This is a genomic window from Pseudomonas sp. B26(2017), from assembly GCF_002113045.1.
Lineage (GTDB): Bacteria > Pseudomonadota > Gammaproteobacteria > Pseudomonadales > Pseudomonadaceae > Aquipseudomonas.
In genome coordinates, this window is the sequence record NZ_NEJJ01000012.1 from 66,021 (window position 1) to 82,833 (window position 16,813).

General features: G+C 58.0%; 14 protein-coding genes. 4 read left to right on the plus strand and 10 right to left on the minus strand.

From position 1 onward, the window contains the following. Positions 1-91 precede the first annotated feature (91 nt). The 4 genes from CAF79_RS18640 to sdhC are packed head-to-tail and all read right to left on the minus strand — an operon-like array spanning position 92 to position 3,320. Complete coding sequence (locus tag CAF79_RS18640; RefSeq protein ID WP_065260469.1) at positions 92-796, minus strand: succinate dehydrogenase iron-sulfur subunit; 705 nt, start codon at positions 794-796, stop codon at positions 92-94. Between the two features lie 11 nt (positions 797-807). After that, on the minus strand, positions 808-2,580 hold the full coding sequence (gene sdhA / locus CAF79_RS18645) for a succinate dehydrogenase flavoprotein subunit (RefSeq protein WP_085682949.1): 1,773 nt from the start codon (positions 2,578-2,580) through the stop codon (positions 808-810). A 3-nt stretch (positions 2,581-2,583) separates the two neighbouring features. Then, complete coding sequence (gene sdhD, locus CAF79_RS18650; RefSeq protein WP_007977503.1) at positions 2,584-2,952, minus strand: succinate dehydrogenase, hydrophobic membrane anchor protein; 369 nt, start codon at positions 2,950-2,952, stop codon at positions 2,584-2,586. Then, positions 2,946-3,320, minus strand: coding sequence for a succinate dehydrogenase, cytochrome b556 subunit (gene sdhC / locus CAF79_RS18655; protein WP_011333113.1), 375 nt, complete (start codon positions 3,318-3,320; stop codon positions 2,946-2,948). The genes sdhD and sdhC overlap by 7 nt, the downstream gene beginning before the upstream one ends. A 363-nt stretch (positions 3,321-3,683) precedes the next feature. Between sdhC and gltA the strand changes: the two genes are divergently transcribed. Continuing rightward, positions 3,684-4,973 carry a citrate synthase gene (gene gltA, locus CAF79_RS18660; RefSeq protein ID WP_007959044.1) on the plus strand — a complete coding sequence of 430 codons (1,290 nt, stop codon included), beginning with the start codon at positions 3,684-3,686 and terminating at the stop codon, positions 4,971-4,973. A 269-nt stretch (positions 4,974-5,242) separates the two neighbouring features. Here gltA and CAF79_RS18665 read toward each other — a convergent pair whose 3' ends face one another. From CAF79_RS18665 to CAF79_RS18675, 3 genes are all read right to left on the minus strand, one after another. Further along, positions 5,243-6,901, minus strand: a complete 1,659-nt coding sequence (locus CAF79_RS18665; protein ID WP_085699376.1) for a cation acetate symporter — start codon at positions 6,899-6,901, stop codon at positions 5,243-5,245. Next, positions 6,898-7,209, minus strand: coding sequence for a DUF485 domain-containing protein (locus CAF79_RS18670; protein WP_085682951.1), 312 nt, complete (start codon positions 7,207-7,209; stop codon positions 6,898-6,900). The genes CAF79_RS18665 and CAF79_RS18670 overlap by 4 nt, the downstream gene beginning before the upstream one ends. Positions 7,210-7,440: 231 nt before the next feature. Beyond that, entirely contained in the window at positions 7,441-8,292 is an 852-nt protein-coding gene (locus tag CAF79_RS18675; protein ID WP_085699378.1) for a glycine betaine ABC transporter substrate-binding protein, read from the minus strand. 287 nt (positions 8,293-8,579) lie between these two features. Here CAF79_RS18675 and CAF79_RS18685 point away from each other — a divergent pair, with 287 nt between their 5' ends. Further along, on the plus strand, positions 8,580-10,175 hold the full coding sequence (locus tag CAF79_RS18685) for a beta (1-6) glucans synthase (RefSeq protein ID WP_085699380.1): 1,596 nt from the start codon (positions 8,580-8,582) through the stop codon (positions 10,173-10,175). Between the two features lie 100 nt (positions 10,176-10,275). Here CAF79_RS18685 and CAF79_RS18690 read toward each other — a convergent pair whose 3' ends face one another. Further along, entirely contained in the window at positions 10,276-12,987 is a 2,712-nt protein-coding gene (locus tag CAF79_RS18690) for an RHS repeat-associated core domain-containing protein (protein ID WP_085699382.1), read from the minus strand. A 101-nt stretch (positions 12,988-13,088) separates the two neighbouring features. After that, complete coding sequence (locus tag CAF79_RS18695) at positions 13,089-13,457, minus strand: hypothetical protein (protein WP_085699384.1); 369 nt, start codon at positions 13,455-13,457, stop codon at positions 13,089-13,091. Positions 13,458-13,680: 223 nt separating this feature from the next. Between CAF79_RS18695 and CAF79_RS18700 the strand changes: the two genes are divergently transcribed. Next, positions 13,681-14,979 carry a serine protein kinase PrkA gene (locus CAF79_RS18700; RefSeq protein ID WP_007959293.1) on the plus strand — a complete coding sequence of 433 codons (1,299 nt, stop codon included), beginning with the start codon at positions 13,681-13,683 and terminating at the stop codon, positions 14,977-14,979. After that, complete coding sequence (locus CAF79_RS18705; RefSeq protein ID WP_085699386.1) at positions 14,972-15,760, plus strand: VacJ family lipoprotein; 789 nt, start codon at positions 14,972-14,974, stop codon at positions 15,758-15,760. Before CAF79_RS18700 ends, CAF79_RS18705 begins: the two co-directional genes overlap by 8 nt. 65 nt (positions 15,761-15,825) lie before the next feature. Here CAF79_RS18705 and CAF79_RS18710 read toward each other — a convergent pair whose 3' ends face one another. After that, entirely contained in the window at positions 15,826-16,740 is a 915-nt protein-coding gene (locus CAF79_RS18710) for a DUF808 domain-containing protein (protein WP_085699388.1), read from the minus strand. Between the last annotated feature and the right edge of the window lie 73 nt (positions 16,741-16,813).

Genomic DNA, 16,813 nt, shown 5'->3' on the forward strand with positions numbered 1-16,813 from the left:
CAGCTTATGGCTGCTGCTCTGGTTATAGCCATGGCGCGGGTTGAAGCCCGCGCCTAAGCCTTCTTCGGGTACAGCGGTTACAGCAGCTGAATCACACGCCGCTCGAAAGCAACATGTTACGGATGTGACCGATGGCCTTAGTCGGGTTCAGGCCTTTCGGACATACGTTGACGCAGTTCATGATGCCCCGGCAGCGGAAGACGCTGAACGGGTCATCGAGGGACGCCAGACGCTCGGACGTCTTGGTGTCACGGCTGTCTGCCAGGAAGCGGTACGCTTGCAGCAGGGCAGCCGGACCCAGGAACTTGTCCGGGTTCCACCAGAAGGACGGGCAAGAGGTCGAGCAGCAAGCGCACAGGATGCACTCGTACAGACCGTCGAGCTTTTCACGCTCTTCAGGGGACTGCAGACGCTCGATGGCCGGAGCCGGCGTGTCGTTCTGCAGGAATGGCTTAACCTTCTCGTATTGCTTGTAGAAGATGCTCATATCGACAACCAGGTCACGGATAACCGGCAAACCTGGCAGCGGACGAATGACCAGCTTGTTACCTTTCACGACAGCGGACAGCGGCGTGATGCACGCCAGGCCGTTCTTGCCGTTGATGTTCATGCCGTCGGAGCCGCAGACGCCTTCACGGCAGGAGCGACGATAGGAGAAACCTTCGTCCTGTTCCTTGATGAGGGCCAGCACGTCCAGCACCATCAGGTCTTTACCACCGGTATCGACCTGGAATTCCTGCATGAACGGCGCAGCGTCCTGATCAGGGTTGTAACGATAAACACTGACTTTCAACATGGCGGTCACCCTTAATAAGTCCGGACTTTAGGTTCGAAAGTCGGAACAGTCTTCGGCGAGAAGTTCACGGCACGCTTGGCGACACGTTTCTCACCCGGGAAGTACAGGGTGTGGCACAGCCAGTTTTCGTCGTCACGGTCTTCGAAGTCTTCACGGGCGTGAGCACCACGGGACTCTTTACGTACTTCGGCAGCGATGGCGGTAGCTTCAGCCACTTCCAGCAGGTTTTGCAGTTCCAGCGCTTCGATACGCGCAGTGTTGAACGCCTGCGACTTATCGTTGATCTTCACGTTGGCAATGCGCTTGCGCAAATCTGCCAGCTGGGCAATACCCTTCTGCATGTATTCGCCGGTACGGAATACACCGAAGTAGTTCTGCATGCAGCTTTGCAGCTCGCGACGCAGGGTGGCGACGTCTTCGCCGTCGGTACGGTTGTTCAGGGCGTTCAGACGCGCCAGGGCAGCTTCGATGTCGGCTTCGGTAGCGTCGTCATATTCGATGCCGTCGGTCAGCGCCTTCTCCAGGTGCAGGCCGGCAGCGCGGCCGAATACCACCAGGTCGAGCAGCGAGTTGCCGCCCAGACGGTTGGCACCGTGAACCGATACGCAAGCCACTTCACCGACTGCGAACAGACCAGGAATGATCTGATCCACGCCTTCGGCGTCCTGAGTGATCGCCTGGCCGTGAATGTTGGTGGCAACGCCGCCCATCATGTAGTGGCAAGTCGGAACAACCGGAACCGGAGCAACCACCGGATCAACGTGTGCGAAAGTCTTCGACAGTTCGCAGATGCCTGGCAGACGGCTGTGCAGCACTTCCTCGCCCAGGTGGTCGAGTTTGAGCATTACGTGGTCGCCATTCGGACCGCAACCATTGCCGGCGATGATTTCTTTAACCATCGAACGGGCAACCACGTCACGACCGGCAAGGTCTTTGGCGTTCGGAGCATAACGCTCCATGAAACGCTCGCCGTGCTTGTTGATCAGGTAACCACCTTCACCACGGCAACCTTCGGTAACCAGTACACCGGCGCCGGCGATGCCGGTCGGGTGGAACTGCCACATTTCGATGTCTTGTACCGGCACGCCGGCACGCAGAGCCATGCCGACGCCGTCACCGGTGTTGATCAGGGCGTTGGTGGTGGAGGCATAGATACGACCTGCACCGCCGGTAGCCAGTACGGTGGCTTTGGCGCGGATGTAGGTGGTTTCGCCGGTTTCGATGCAGATTGCGATCACACCGACGAATTCGCCTTCCTGGTTTTTCACCAGGTCGACTGCGTAGTACTCGTTCAGGAACGTGGTACCGGCTTTCAGGTTGCCCTGATAAAGAGTGTGCAGCAGCGCGTGACCGGTACGGTCGGAAGCGGCGCAGGTACGGGCAGCCTGCCCGCCCTTGCCGTAATCCTTCGACTGACCGCCGAATGGACGCTGGTAGATACGGCCGGTTTCGGTACGCGAGAACGGCAGACCCATGTGGTCCAGCTCGAAAACGGCAGCCGGGCCTTCCTGACACATGTATTCGATAGCGTCCTGGTCACCGATGTAGTCGGAACCCTTGACGGTATCGTACATGTGCCAGCGCCAGTCATCGTTCGGGTCGGCCGATGCGATGGCGCAGGTGATGCCGCCCTGTGCGGACACAGTGTGCGAGCGGGTCGGGAAAACCTTGGTGATCACGGCAGTCTTGTGACCACCCTGTGCCAGTTGCAGCGCAGCGCGCATGCCGGCACCGCCGCCACCAATAATGATGGCGTCGAAAGAAATCGTTGGAATGTTAGCCATGAATCAGATACCCCAGAGAATCTGCACACCCCAGACGAAGTAAGCGAACATCGCGACGCCGCATACTGCCTGGAAAAGGAAACGTACTGCAGTCGCGGACTTGCCCAGCGCCATTGGCGTCAGGTAGTCGGTCGCGATGGTCCACATGCCGACCCAGGCGTGAGCGCCCAGGGCAACCAGTGCCAGCAGACTGAAGATACGCATTCCGTTGTGGGCGAACAGGCCGTGCCATTGGTCGTAGCCAATGCCCGGGTTCGCGGCGAGGTAGCCGATCAGGAAAATGAAATAAGCCGCGAGAACGACCGCAGACACACGTTGTGCCATCCAGTCATAGAGGCCCGAACGCGAAAGGTTTGTAACGCTGGTTACCATATCCAAACTCCTGCCAGAACGATCAGCACCACGGAAACGGCGATGATCAGTTTCGAGCCCAGGCGGCCGCCTTCCAGCGTCTCACCGATGCCCATGTCCATGATCAAGTGGCGCACACCGGCAACCAGGTGATACAGAAGAGCGGACAGGAGGCCCCATGCTACGAACTTGGCCAGCGGGCTGGTCAAGCATGCCTTCACCTCGACATAACCTTCCTCGGAACCCAGGGATTTGCCCAATGCATAAAGCATGATGCCGAGGCCCAGGAAGAGGATGATGCCGGAAACACGGTGAAGAAACGACGTAACGCCGGTGATGGGGAGTTTGATGGTCCTTAGGTCTAGGTTTACAGGTCGTTGGCTTTTCACGGCTTTTTTTTCACACTGAAGAGCCCCTAACAATCAGGGCAAAGTTGTTGGGGAGTGCACTGGTCAGGTAACCACCACCCAGGGATGCGACCCCCAATGAAAGCGAGCCCAAAAGCCCTTGGCGGTCGGTCGCCGAGTATAGACAGTTAGGCTACTAATGACAACGCAATCGCCTACCCCCAATAGCGGATTGCACAAGTCGTATAAAAGGCGTAAATGGCAGGCAATTTCGAGGAAAAAGTACGGTTAAAGCCTTCTGGAGCAAGACTTTAGGCAAATTGACATTCGAATTTATCTCACTATAGTGGTGCGGGCCCTGCGTGGGGGTCTGTCTGATGATTTCAAGCATAAATAGGAGGCCACATGGCTGACAAAAAAGCGCAGTTGATCATCGAGGGCGCAGCCCCCGTCGAGCTGCCCATTTTAACCGGCACCGTTGGTCCCGATGTTATCGATGTTCGGGGCCTGACGGCCACGGGCCGCTTCACTTTCGACCCCGGTTTCATGTCGACCGCTTCCTGCGAATCGAAGATCACCTATATCGACGGCGACAACGGCATCCTGCTGCACCGCGGCTACCCGATCGAACAGCTGGCTGAAAAGTCGGACTACCTGGAAACCTGCTACCTGCTGCTGAACGGCGAACTGCCAACTGCAGAGCAAAAGGCCCAGTTCGTCGGCACCGTAAAGAACCACACCATGGTTCACGAGCAGCTGAAAACCTTCTTCAACGGCTTCCGCCGTGACGCCCACCCGATGGCCGTCATGTGTGGTGTAGTCGGCGCCCTCTCGGCCTTCTACCACGACTCCCTCGACATCAATAACCCGCAGCATCGCGAAATCTCCGCGATCCGCCTGGTTGCCAAGATGCCGACCCTGGCCGCGATGGTTTACAAGTACTCCATGGGTCAACCCATGATGTACCCGCGCAACGACCTGTCGTACGCGGAAAACTTCCTGCACATGATGTTCAACACCCCGTGCGAGATCAAACCGATCAGCCCGGTACTCGCCAAGGCCATGGACCGGATCTTTATCCTCCACGCCGACCACGAGCAGAACGCATCGACCTCCACCGTGCGTCTGGCGGGCTCCTCGGGTGCCAACCCGTTCGCCTGTATCGCCGCCGGTATCGCCGCACTGTGGGGCCCTGCCCACGGCGGTGCGAACGAAGCCGTGCTGACCATGCTCGATGAAATCGGCGATGTTTCGAACATCGACAAGTTCATCGCCAAGGCCAAGGACAAGAACGATCCGTTCAAGCTGATGGGCTTCGGTCACCGCGTCTACAAGAACCGCGACCCTCGCGCGACTGTAATGAAGCAGACCTGCGACGAAGTGCTGAAGGAACTGGGCATCCAGAACGATCCGCAACTCGAACTGGCCATGCGCCTGGAAGAGATCGCGCTGACCGACCCGTACTTCATCGAGCGCTCGCTGTATCCGAACGTCGACTTCTACTCGGGGATCATCCTCAAGGCGATCGGCATTCCGACCAGCATGTTCACTGTGATTTTCGCCCTGGCACGTACTGTCGGCTGGATCTCGCACTGGAAGGAAATGCTCTCCAGCCCGTACAAGATCGGCCGTCCGCGCCAGCTTTACACTGGCTACGAGTCGCGGGACATCACCAAGCTGGAAGACCGCAAATAAGAGCTGTCTAGCGATAGCGTCTTAGCGCTGTACCGGGAACGGCCTCCATGAGAATGGGGGCCGTTTTTTGTTTGGGGCATTTCAGCGGCCTTTGGACCGACTGGTTTATTGTTGATTGGGTACATAGCCGTTTCTTCGGGTGCCACCGCTGGTGCCCATTACCGCAGCAACGGATATCCCACCCCAAAGAAAGTCCGATAACCGCCCACAAAAAATGCCCCAATCTCTCGACCAGGGCATTTTCATTCAACTCAAACTACACAAGATCCTCAGTGCGATACCGCCCCACTCGCCCCCAACCCGGTCTGCGAACGCACAAACTGCGGGAAGAACAGCGCCCGCTCGTTCTCGGCCTCAGCCGACTTGTCGGTGATCGAGAAGAACCAGATCCCGATGAACGCAATGATCATCGAAAACAGCGCCGGATACTCGTAAGGGAAAATCGCCTTCTCGTGATGCAGGATCTGCACCCAGATGGTCGGGCCAAGAATCATCAGCCCCACCGCGCTCACCAGCCCCAGCCAGCCACCAATCATGGCGCCACGAGTGGTCAGCTTCTTCCAGTACATCGAAAGCAGTAGCACCGGGAAGTTGCAGCTTGCCGCGATGGAGAACGCCAGACCGACCATGAACGCGATGTTCTGGCTTTCGAACAGGATGCCCAGGCCGATGGCCAGAACGCCCAGCGCGATGGTGGTGATCTTCGAAACGCGAATCTCATCCTTCTCGTTGGCCTTGCCCTTCTTGATCACGCTGGCGTACAGGTCGTGAGACACCGCCGAAGCACCGGCCAAAGTCAGGCCGGCCACCACCGCCAGGATGGTCGCGAACGCCACCGCCGAGATGAAGCCGAGGAACACGCTGCCGCCCACGGCGTTCGCCAGGTGCACTGCCGCCATGTTGTTGCCGCCGAGCAGAGCGCCCGCCGCATCTTTAAAGGCCGGGTTGGTGCTGACCAGAAGGATCGCACCGAAGCCGATGATGAAGGTCAGGATGTAGAAGTAGCCAATGAAACCGGTCGCGTACAGCACGCTTTTACGAGCTTCTTTCGCGTCGCTTACGGTGAAGAAGCGCATCAGGATGTGCGGCAGGCCGGCGGTACCGAACATCAGTGCCAGACCCAGGGAGAATGCCGAGATAGGGTCTTTTACCAGACCGCCCGGGCTCATGATCGCTTCGCCCTTGGCGTGAACCTTGATGGCTTCGGAGAACAGGGTGTTGAAGTCGAAGTTGACATGCTTCATCACCATCAGCGCCATGAACGAGGCACCGGACAGCAACAGCACAGCCTTGATGATCTGCACCCAGGTGGTTGCCAGCATGCCGCCGAACAGCACGTACAGGCACATCAGGATACCGACCAGAATCACCGCAACGTGGTAGTCGAGACCGAACAGCAGCTGGATCAGCTTGCCGGCACCGACCATTTGCGCGATCAGGTAGAACGCCACCACCACCAGCGAACCGCAGGCAGACAGGGTGCGGATCTGGGTTTGCCCGAGACGGTAGGACGCCACGTCGGCAAAGGTGTATTTACCCAGGTTACGCAGACGCTCGGCGATCAGGAACAGAATGATCGGCCAACCCACGAGGAAGCCGATCGAGTAGATCAGGCCGTCGTAGCCGGAGGTGAACACCAGCGCGGAAATACCCAGGAAGGACGCCGCCGACATGTAGTCACCGGCAATTGCCAGACCGTTCTGGAAACCGGTGATCTTGCCGCCCGCCGCATAGTAGTCGGCTGCCGAGTTGTTGCGTTTGGACGCCCAGTAAGTGATGCACAGGGTCGCACCAACGAACGCCACGAACATGACGATCGCGGAAACGTTGAGCGGTTGCTTGTGGACTTCGCCGGTCAGGGCGTCAGCGGCCCAGACGGCCGGAGCGAACGCTGCGATGCTCAAAAGAGCCAGTAGACGCCGGATCATTGCTGAGCCTCCTTGAGAATCGCGTTGTTCAGGTCGTCGAACTCGCCATTGGCGCGGCGCACGTAAATGCCGGTCAGGATGAAGGCCGAGACAATCAGTCCGACACCGATCGGGATGCCCCAGGTGATGGATGATTCGGCACTGATTTTCGTCCCGAGCACTTGCGGCCCGTACGCGATCAGAAGGATGAAGCCGGAGTAGAGCCCGAGCATGATCGCCGAGAGTATCCAGGCGAACCTTTCTCTTTTCTTGACCAGCTCCTTGAAGCGCGGGCTGTTCTGAATCGAGAGGTAAATGCTGTCGTTCATTGTTTTTATCCTCGCAGCACAGATTTTTATTTTTGGAACATATCCACTGTATGCGGCTGCGAGCCGGGTTCCAGACGACCTTAGTAGTAGAACGCCATGACGTTTTTGCCAATTTCCAGACCCGTCGAAAAAAGGCCAACGCTGCCTATTAATAGAGGACCAACAAAAAAGGCCGTCCGACTGATATGTCGGACAGCCCTGGGAAGCGCAGATTAGACGCTTCGGCTTAAATCACTTGGTCCAGTCGGCAACACGCTCAGGGTGCTTGGCCACCCAATCCTTGGCCGCTACGTCAGGTTTTGCACCGTCCTGAATCGCCAGCATGACTTCGCCGATTTCGTCTTTCGAAGCCCATTGGAAGTTTTTCAGGAACTTGGCCACTTCCGGCGCCTTGGTCGCCAGCTCCTTGCTGCCGATGCTGTTCACGGTTTCAGCCGCGCCATACACACCTTTCGGGTCGTCGAGGAAGCGCAGTTTCCACTTGGCGAACATCCAGTGCGGCACCCAGCCGGTGACGGCGATGGATTCGTTTTTCTTCTCGGCGCGGGTCAGCTCGGCAATCATGCCGGCGCCGGAACTGGCCTTGAGTTGATAGCCGGTCAGGTCGTAATCCTTGATCGCCTGATCAGTCTTGAGCATCACGCCTGAACCGGCGTCGATGCCGACGATACGTTTTTTGAAGGAGTCGTCGGTTTTCAGATCTTCGATGGTCTTGGCCTTGACGTACTCCGGCACGATCAGACCGATTTTCGCATCCTTGAAGTTCGGGCCGTAATCGACGACCTGATCCTTGTTCTTGGCCCAGTATTCGCCGTGGGTCACTGGCAGCCAGGCCGAGAGCATGGCGTCGAGTTTGCCGGTGGCGACACCCTGCCACATGATGCCGGTGGCGACGGCTTGCAGTTTCACGTCGTAGCCGAGCTTCTGCTTGATCACTTCGGCCGCCACGTGGGTGGTCGCGACACTGTCGGACCAACCGTCAACGTAACCGATGTTCAGGGTCTGTTTTTCAGCGCTGGCGAAAGTGGAGCCCATCGCAAGCACCAGAGCGGCACCTGCGCCTAAAAGTCGTCGCATCTTCATCGTTACTTCCCCGAAATGCTGCGCCCGACGGATGCCGGGCATCGTCAACGTATTGTTATGGTGCACAGCGCCCCCATCACGCCCGACCGCAAACTCGTTAGAACATCAGCGGAGTACTGATGGCTCCGATCATCAACCCGACGCCCGATAAGACCTGCTCTGTCAGCGACCTCAAGGCAACGAGAAACGACATCAGAAAGCCATTAACTGCATTCGGATATTTGGCGCCAGACAATCCGCCCGAACTTTGCATGTCAAAATCGTGCGGGCCACCAACCTGCTCATAAATGCAGGTAACATGCGTCGCTTTGCAGCCACTCGGCCTGACCATGTCCGCGACCTCCCGCTTCCCCTTTCTTCCTTATCTGCTCGCCTGCCTGCTCGGGCTGTTTGCCCTGTGCGGCTTCTGGTACGGACTCGGCAAACCGGTGATCCTGCCGGACGTCACCACCCCGACCCACAAGCTGCAATGCGCCTCCTACACCCCGTTCGACAAGGACCAGTCGCCGTTCGACGTCCCGTTCAAACTGCGCCCGGAGCGCATGGACGCCGACCTCGCCCTGCTCGCCACCCGCTTCGAATGCATTCGCACCTACTCGATGACCGGCCTCGAAGCGCTGCCGGATCTGGCGCGCAAGCATGGCCTGAAGTTGATGATCGGCGCGTGGGTCAACAGCAACCCGGTGGACACCGAGAAGGAAGTCGACCTACTGATTGCCTCGGCCAATGCCAACCCGGACGTGGTCAGCGCCGTGATCGTCGGTAACGAAGCCCTGCTGCGCAAGGAAGTGACCGGCGCGCAACTGGCGAAGCTGATCAACAAGGTCAAGAGCCACATCAAGCAACCAGTCACCTACGCGGATGTCTGGGAGTTCTGGCTCAAACACCCGGAAGTCGCGCCGGCGGTGGATTTTCTGACCATTCACTTGCTGCCGTACTGGGAAGACGATCCGTCGAACATTGACGTCGCGCTGCATCATGTAGCGCAAGTGCGCCAAGTATTCGGCAACAAGTTCGCGCCCAAGGACGTGATGATCGGCGAAACCGGCTGGCCGAGTGAAGGCCGCCAGCGTGAGACCGCACTGCCGAGCCGGGTCAACGAAGCCAGGTTCATACGTGGTTTTGTCACCCTCGCCGAACAGGAAGGCTGGCGGTACAACCTGATCGAAGCGTTCGACCAGCCGTGGAAGCGCGGCAGCGAGGGGGCGGTCGGCGGTTATTGGGGACTGTTCGATGCTGATCGCCAGGACAAAGGCGTGCTGGCCGGGCCGGTGTCGAACGTGCCGTACTGGTCGCAGTGGCTGGCGGTCGGCGGGCTGATTTTCCTCGGAACATTGCTGCTGGGTGGCCGGGTTCGCACGACGCGCTCGGCGCTGATCCTGCCGCTGCTCGGCGCCCTCGCCGCCTGTTCGATTGGCGCCTGGGGTGATCTGGCGCGAGTGACCACGCGGTTTGCCAGCGAATGGCTGTGGGTCGGGTTACTGACGGCTCTGAATCTGTTGGTGCTGGCCCATGCCGCGCTGACCTTGAGCGCCCGCAGCGGCTGGCGTGAGCGGGCGTTCAACGCTTTTGAGCGACGGGCCGGCTGGCTGGTCGCAGCGGCCGGATTCGCCGCTGCGGTGATGATGCTGGAGCTGGTGTTCGATCCGCGCTACCGAAGCTTTCCGAGTGTGGCATTCATCCTGCCGGCGCTGGTTTACCTGTGCCGCCCGGTAAATGTGGCCCGTCGGGAGATCGCCCTGCTGACCTTCATCATCGGCGCCGGCATTGCGCCGCAACTGTTCCGCGAAGGTTTGCAGAATCAGCAGGCGTGGGGCTGGGCGCTGGTCAGCGTGTTGATGGTGGCTGCGCTTTGGCGCTGCTTGCGGGTTCGCAAGAACTGATATTCAGGACTGCACGCAAATCCTGTCTCCAGCCTGGAGAACAGGATTTGCGCTCCCCCCCTCATGTACCAACTTATCCCGCTAACCTGAAAGCCCGCGACTAATGCATGTTTTGCGTTGCTCGACGCGGTACAGCAACGCTTTTGAACGTTTTCTTAGGTTGATAATTCTTCCAGGCCGGCAATGCAAAGAACTCTGCCTGCGGCACTTCTCTGTCAGCCACAAAAAATTTCACATTGTTTTTGACTTCAGGCGTGTCTTTTCGCCGATACACATATCTTATTTCAGAGGCCGTCACACTGGTTCCTGCTCCTGCCGTTTTTGCAACAATGTCATCCAGCGTCTCCATCAAGTTATCGATCGCAAAGAGGACTTTTTTATTTCGCCCGAAAATCTGGTACTCCAAACCTGCTTTACTTGAGCGACGCCACATCGGAACGTTTATTTCAATGAAGTTGCCGGTGCCTTTTTCATCCTTTTGAAAATACCGATTGGTCATTGCAAACTCTTTGTAACCAATACCACGATCCACATCGACCAGCTCTGACTTGATCTGCTCGTTCGTTCTGTAAATACCCGCCGTAACCGTCGGGCCAAACGCAGCATCGGTCAGGTCATTCTGCTTCAGGACATTGCGTTTTTTCTCCCAAAGCACCCTCGTTAACCCGCCTCTCCACAAAGGCACTCTTGAAAATTCCTTGAACCCGACCTTTTCCAGGGCTTTCAGCGCAGCATCACGAGGTTCTCGCAGCCCGAACAGAATATCGCCCGCTGAAAAGCTGGCAACCAGACTCTCATAATTGCCCTGGCTACTTACATTGATATCAGTACCGGCAAACCCTGCGTCATCAAAAAAAGTAACCGGGTTATTACCAACCATACGGTACAAATTCAAACCATCCACCACACCGCCAGGATCCGGGCTGAGCCATTGGTGCCACCAAGGCACGTAATATCTCACTCCGTAGTAATACAGTCCTGTTAAGTCCCGTTCCTTGCCCGAAAAACGCCGGGTCTTGTCACTGGCTTTAATCTGGTCGCTGCCCGCCCACCAGACTGTGCGGCCAAAGGCAGAAAAAACTTCTTCACTGATAAGCGCGCCGGTCTCATCAAGTTCCAGGCAGCAAGAGCCAATCTGATCAGTCACTGCAAACCGGATAGTGACAGTGGCTTTACCTGACCGCGGATCTTTTCGGTTGAGCACACGGACATCGCACAGTTCTGCCTGCACGTTGATGACTTGCAGCAGGCTTGAACTGCTGGTTCGCACTTCCAGCGCTCCCAGATAACGAACCTCCTGGGGAATTGCCAAACGACCGCGCAGAGTCGTGCGAATTTTCCGCAGTCTCTGCCCGCCATGATCGTAAACGTATGCCTCATCATCGTTTGGCAAATCAGGGCGCACTACCGTCCCTACTCTGCACAATCGATTGCGCTCATCCCATTCCAGTTGCTGCCCCGGTAGCAGAATAAGCTTGTTGCCAGCCAAATCGTGCCCCTGTGCAATTTCAGCTTCCGTTGGTAAATCTCCATTTTCTTTTTGCACCAGTGCACGATTACTGTACTTCGAGACAACCATCTGCTGAGTGCGACTTCCAATCGCTGCGCTGATAACTTGCTTGATCAGATTTCCGCTGCAATCGTAATCGAACGACTCCGTATAGTTTTCCAACTGCCCCGGATCCGCCGGGGACTGAAACGCAGGCAGGCTCGGGCCTGCACTCCCTCCAATCACCTGCCATCCAGTAGCACCGATGAGTTGGTAATTTGTGTCGTAACGGAACGTCCTGACAGGATCAATCTTCTGATTACCGAAGTAGCGAACGCGCAACGCGCGGTTTTCGATAGCGACCACGTTACCCACCGGGTCGTATCGGTAAACAAGGTGCTGCAGAGGCGAATGGCCCGGGATCTGTGATCTCAGCTCATACAGTCTTCCATCGACCGGAGAATAAGAGGCAGAGCAGACCAGCCCATTGGCCAGAGTTTGCTGCTCGACTTTATTGAAAGCGTTGTACCGAATCTCGGTGACCACATCAGTTGGCGCCCCGTCCTTTCCTACTTTCACTTTTATTCCGAGAGCCTGCCCATCCACTTGATAATTGAAGATGCGGGTATTGCTCTTGGCATCGATTTCGCTAAGCAGTTGAGACGTCGCGCTGTAACAAGAGCGGGTCGTTGCACCAGTGCCTGACTCATGGAGCAGATCGCGATCAATCTCTGAAGAAGGCCAATCCGGTGGTGCCACGATCTCTAGAAAGTGTTGAGTACTTTCGAGTAACTCGCCTTTGAGTGAATACGAGCGATGAAATTTTGTTCCGGCATTATCATCTTGCCGAATGAGTTGCCCGCATTGATTGCGCTCGGCAAACGGCACTCCGCTGCCACCATACGAAAAATACGTACAGGTCCGTTCAGCCTGGCCGGGCACACGCACGGTTTCCTTTACAGGACGAATAAGCTCATCGTAAACCGTATGAAAATGCGTTGACCTGCTGTCCCAGCTATCGACGTTCTGGCCAGCAGGCCCTGACAATTGCACGCGACAGCCGATGTCGACGTTATCGGTCAGCAGTTCTTCCCCCGCGAGGTTGAATACCGTTCGCAGGCTTGCGCGGATATCGGGCTCCATATCGAGAAGCAGGAACAGACGAGGGTCATAGCGCTTGGTTGCACGCCTGGAAGCATCGTAGGCCTGATGGGTGACCCGTCGTTCAATGAGATTCCCGACAGCAGCCCTGTAATAGGCGACATCACGCACCACCAAACCTCGTGGATCCGTCACGGTCATCACAGGCGTATGTGAATGCATCGCGGAATCTCCCGACAGGATCAACCCTCTACGACGGCTTGAATATGTTCGGTGCCGCAGACATCGTCAACTGTCAGAAATAACAGGTCATGCAAACCTGCTTAGCGCATCATCGACTTTCTTACCAACCGCAACCCGGCAATCACCACCGCAAACACCGCCAGCGTCGTGTTGTACAGCGCCAGCGCCGGCAACCCGAACATCAGCGCCAGCACCGCCAGCCACCGCCCTGCCCGTCCCGGCACGACAAAACCGATCACCGCGGCCGCGACCGCCGCCCAGCCCAGCATCTGGAAATGAATGATCAGGCCCAGATTCGAGCGCACCGAGCATTCCCAACGGCTCGCCTCATCCACGCAGATGCCTACCCACAGCGCGTCCTCCATGAAGCCATAACGCGCGCCATAACTGGCGGCCAGCCACAACGGCAACAGAACGAGCAGCAGAATCACAGGCAAGCGGCGGGACATGGAACACTCCAATCGATGAAATCGGCGGCCAGCTTAATCCGCCGCCGCGCATACGCAAGGACTAACAACTCTTAACTGGTCATTCATTCCTTGCAAAGTGTATCGTCCGGCTACTATTACTCCGAATTCCGTCAGATAGATGCCGTGGCATGGCACTTTGGCGCAAACCCGGTGGTCATAGCCTGCGAACTTCATTCGGCACCTTCCTCTAAGGGATCCAGTCATGCTCCGTTCCTTGCGCTTCGCCGCCCTGTTTGGCGGCCTTATTCTGAGTGCGTCCGCGCTGGCGGTGGATATCGACGCCGCCAGCTATGGCTATCCCCTGACCAATCCGTTCGAGGCGACCATCGCCACCACGCCGCCGGACTTGCGCCCTGAACTGCCACTGGACGACGACATCGATCAGACCGATCGCAGCGTCACCCTGCGCCCCGAGCGCGAATTCATCCTGCCGGACAATTTCTGGCCGGTGAAAAAACTGACCTATCGCATCGCCACCCAGGACAAGGCCGCGCCGCTGATCTTCCTGATCGCCGGCACTGGCGCGCGCTACGACAGCACGCTCAACGAATACCTGAAGAAGCTTTATTACAAGGCCGGCTACCACGTCGTGCAGCTGTCGTCGCCGACCAGCTTCGACTTCATGAGCGCCGCCTCGCGTTTCGCCACCCCCGGCGTGACCAAGGAAGACGCCGAAGACATGTATCGGGTGATGCAGGCCGTGCGGGCGCAGAACCCGAAACTGCCGGTCACCGACTATTACCTCAGCGGCTACAGCCTCGGCGCACTGGACGCAGCGTTCGTTGCCCATCTGGATGAAACCCGTCGCAGCTTCAACTTCAAGAAAGTCCTGCTGCTCAATCCACCGGTCAACCTCTATACCTCGATCACCAACCTCGACAAGCTGGTGCAGACCGAGGTCAAGGGCATCAACAACAGCACCACCTTCTATGAACTGGTGCTGAGCAAACTGACCCGCTACTTCCAGCAAAAAGGCTACATCGACCTCAACGATGCGTTGCTCTACGACTTCCAGCAGTCCAAGCAGCATCTGAGCAACGAGCAGATGGCGATGCTGATCGGCACCTCGTTCCGCTTCTCGGCGGCGGACATCGCGTTCACTTCGGACCTGATCAACCGCCGTGGCCTGATCACCCCGCCGAAATTCCCGATCACCGAAGGCACCAGCCTCACGCCGTTCCTCAAGCGTGCGCTGCAATGTGACTTCGACTGCTACCTCACCGAACAGGTGATCCCGATGTGGCGCGCCCGCACCGACGGCGGCAGCCTGCTGCAACTGATCGATCAGGTGAGCCTGTACGCATTGAAGGATTACCTGCACGACAGCCCGAAAATCGCCGTCATGCACAACGCCGACGACGTGATCCTCGGTCCGGGCGATCTCGGTTTCCTGCGTCGGACCTTCGGTGATCGCCTGACCGTTTACCCACTGGGCGGCCATTGCGGCAACCTTAACTATCGCGTCAACAGCGACGCCATGCTGGAGTTCTTCCGTGGCTAAATATCTCCTGCTGATTGCAGCGCTCCTCAGTGCAGGTATGGCCCAGGCCGACAACAGCAAAGCCAATGCACCGGTGGTCATCGACAGCGACGGCTTCAAGGAGCCGCTGTCCAAACTCAAGTTCAACCCGGGGCTGGATCAGCGCGAGTTCGAGCGCTCGACCCTCAGCGCGCTGAACGTCTACGACCCGCTGGAAGAGTGGAACCGGCGCGTCTACCACTTCAACTACCGCTTCGACCAATGGGTGTTCCTGCCGGTGGTCGATGGCTATCGCTACATCACCCCGAGCTTCGTGCGCACCGGCGTGAGCAACTTCTTCAACAACCTTGGCGACGTGCCGAATCTGGTCAACAGCCTGTTGCAGTTCAAGGGCAAACGCTCGATGGAAACCACCGCGCGCCTGCTGCTCAACACCACCATCGGCATCGCCGGGCTCTGGGACCCGGCCACCGCCATGGGCCTGCCGCGCCAGAACGAAGACTTCGGTCAGACCCTGGGCTTCTACGGCGTACCGGGCGGCGCCTATTTCGTGCTGCCGATTCTCGGCCCGTCGAACCTGCGCGATACCGCCGGCCTTGCGGTGGATTTCTCAGCCGAGTCCGCGATCAACTTTCTCAATGTTTCGGAAGTCAGCTCCAACCATCCGGAAGTCTGGGCATTGCGCGCGGTCGACAAGCGTTACCAGACCAGCTTCCGCTACGGTCAGCTGAACTCACCGTTCGAGTACGAGAAGGTGCGCTACGTCTACACCGAGTCGCGCAAGTTGCAGATCGCCGAGTAAAAACGCCAGCTACAAAAAAAGGCCATTCGATGCGAGTCGAATGGCCTTTTTGTTTGCCTCGGGATTCAACCCTTCAGGGCTTTCCAGACTTTGCCGATCACGGACACGCCCGCCAGCACCACCGCACCCGCGATGATCCCCGCCACGCCGTTCAACAGCATCGGCACCACAAACCCGGCGCCACCGGCCGCTGCGCCGACGCTTTCGATCCAGTGATGCACCACCGGTACGCCGTGGGTCAGAATGCCGCCACCGACCAGGAACATCGCTGCGGTGCCGATAACCGACAGGCCTTTCATCATGTAAGGTGCGGCACGCAGGATAGCGTTACCGATACGCTTCGCCGCAGCGCCGGGCTTCTGCGTCAGCCACAGGCCGAGGTCATCGAGCTTGACGATACCGGCCACCAGACCGTAAACACCCACGGTCATGACGATGGCGATGCCCGACATCACGATCACTTGCTGGGTCAGCGAAGCATCGGCCACGGTACCGAGGGTGATGGCGATGATTTCCGCCGAGAGGATGAAGTCGGTGCGGATCGCGCCCTTGATCTTGTCTTTCTCGTAGGCCACCAGATCGGTTGCCGGATCAGCAACGGCTTCGACCAACTGGGCGTGCTCGGCCTCGTCTTCAGCCTTGCTGTGCAGAAACGTGTGCGCGAGTTTTTCGAAACCTTCGAAACACAGGTAGGCGCCACCGACCATCAACAGCGGCGTCACCAGCCACGGCACGAACGCGCTGATCGCCAGCGCCGACGGCACCAGGATCAGCTTGTTGACGAATGAGCCCTTGGCCACCGCCCAGACCACCGGGATTTCCCGCTCCGCGCGTACGCCGGAGACCTGCTGGGCATTGAGCGCCAAGTCGTCGCCGAGCACGCCGGCGGTTTTCTTGGCAGCCATTTTGGTCATCAACGCAACGTCGTCCAGAACGGTGGCGATGTCGTCGATCAGCACCAGCAAACTGCTTCCTGCCATGAATCTTGTTTCCTTATGTGAATAATGCCGCGCAGCATACCGCGACTGCAGGCCACACGGGGCATTGTTGAGC

What these genes read in the sequence shown, in the direction of transcription:
- CAF79_RS18640 (WP_065260469.1), bottom strand. Translation starts at nt 796, where the DNA reads ATGTTGAAAGTCAGTGTTTATCGTTACAACCCTGATCAGGACGCTGCG.
- sdhA (WP_085682949.1), bottom strand. Translation starts at nt 2,580, where the DNA reads ATGGCTAACATTCCAACGATTTCTTTCGACGCCATCATTATTGGTGGC.
- sdhD (WP_007977503.1), bottom strand. Translation starts at nt 2,952, where the DNA reads ATGGTAACCAGCGTTACAAACCTTTCGCGTTCGGGCCTCTATGACTGG.
- gltA (WP_007959044.1), top strand. Translation starts at nt 3,684, where the DNA reads ATGGCTGACAAAAAAGCGCAGTTGATCATCGAGGGCGCAGCCCCCGTC.
- CAF79_RS18665 (WP_085699376.1), bottom strand. Translation starts at nt 6,901, where the DNA reads ATGATCCGGCGTCTACTGGCTCTTTTGAGCATCGCAGCGTTCGCTCCG.
- CAF79_RS18670 (WP_085682951.1), bottom strand. Translation starts at nt 7,209, where the DNA reads ATGAACGACAGCATTTACCTCTCGATTCAGAACAGCCCGCGCTTCAAG.
- CAF79_RS18675 (WP_085699378.1), bottom strand. Translation starts at nt 8,292, where the DNA reads ATGAAGATGCGACGACTTTTAGGCGCAGGTGCCGCTCTGGTGCTTGCG.
- CAF79_RS18685 (WP_085699380.1), top strand. Translation starts at nt 8,580, where the DNA reads ATGCAGGTAACATGCGTCGCTTTGCAGCCACTCGGCCTGACCATGTCC.
- CAF79_RS18690 (WP_085699382.1), bottom strand. Translation starts at nt 12,987, where the DNA reads ATGCATTCACATACGCCTGTGATGACCGTGACGGATCCACGAGGTTTG.
- CAF79_RS18695 (WP_085699384.1), bottom strand. Translation starts at nt 13,457, where the DNA reads ATGTCCCGCCGCTTGCCTGTGATTCTGCTGCTCGTTCTGTTGCCGTTG.
- CAF79_RS18700 (WP_007959293.1), top strand. Translation starts at nt 13,681, where the DNA reads ATGCTCCGTTCCTTGCGCTTCGCCGCCCTGTTTGGCGGCCTTATTCTG.
- CAF79_RS18710 (WP_085699388.1), bottom strand. Translation starts at nt 16,740, where the DNA reads ATGGCAGGAAGCAGTTTGCTGGTGCTGATCGACGACATCGCCACCGTT.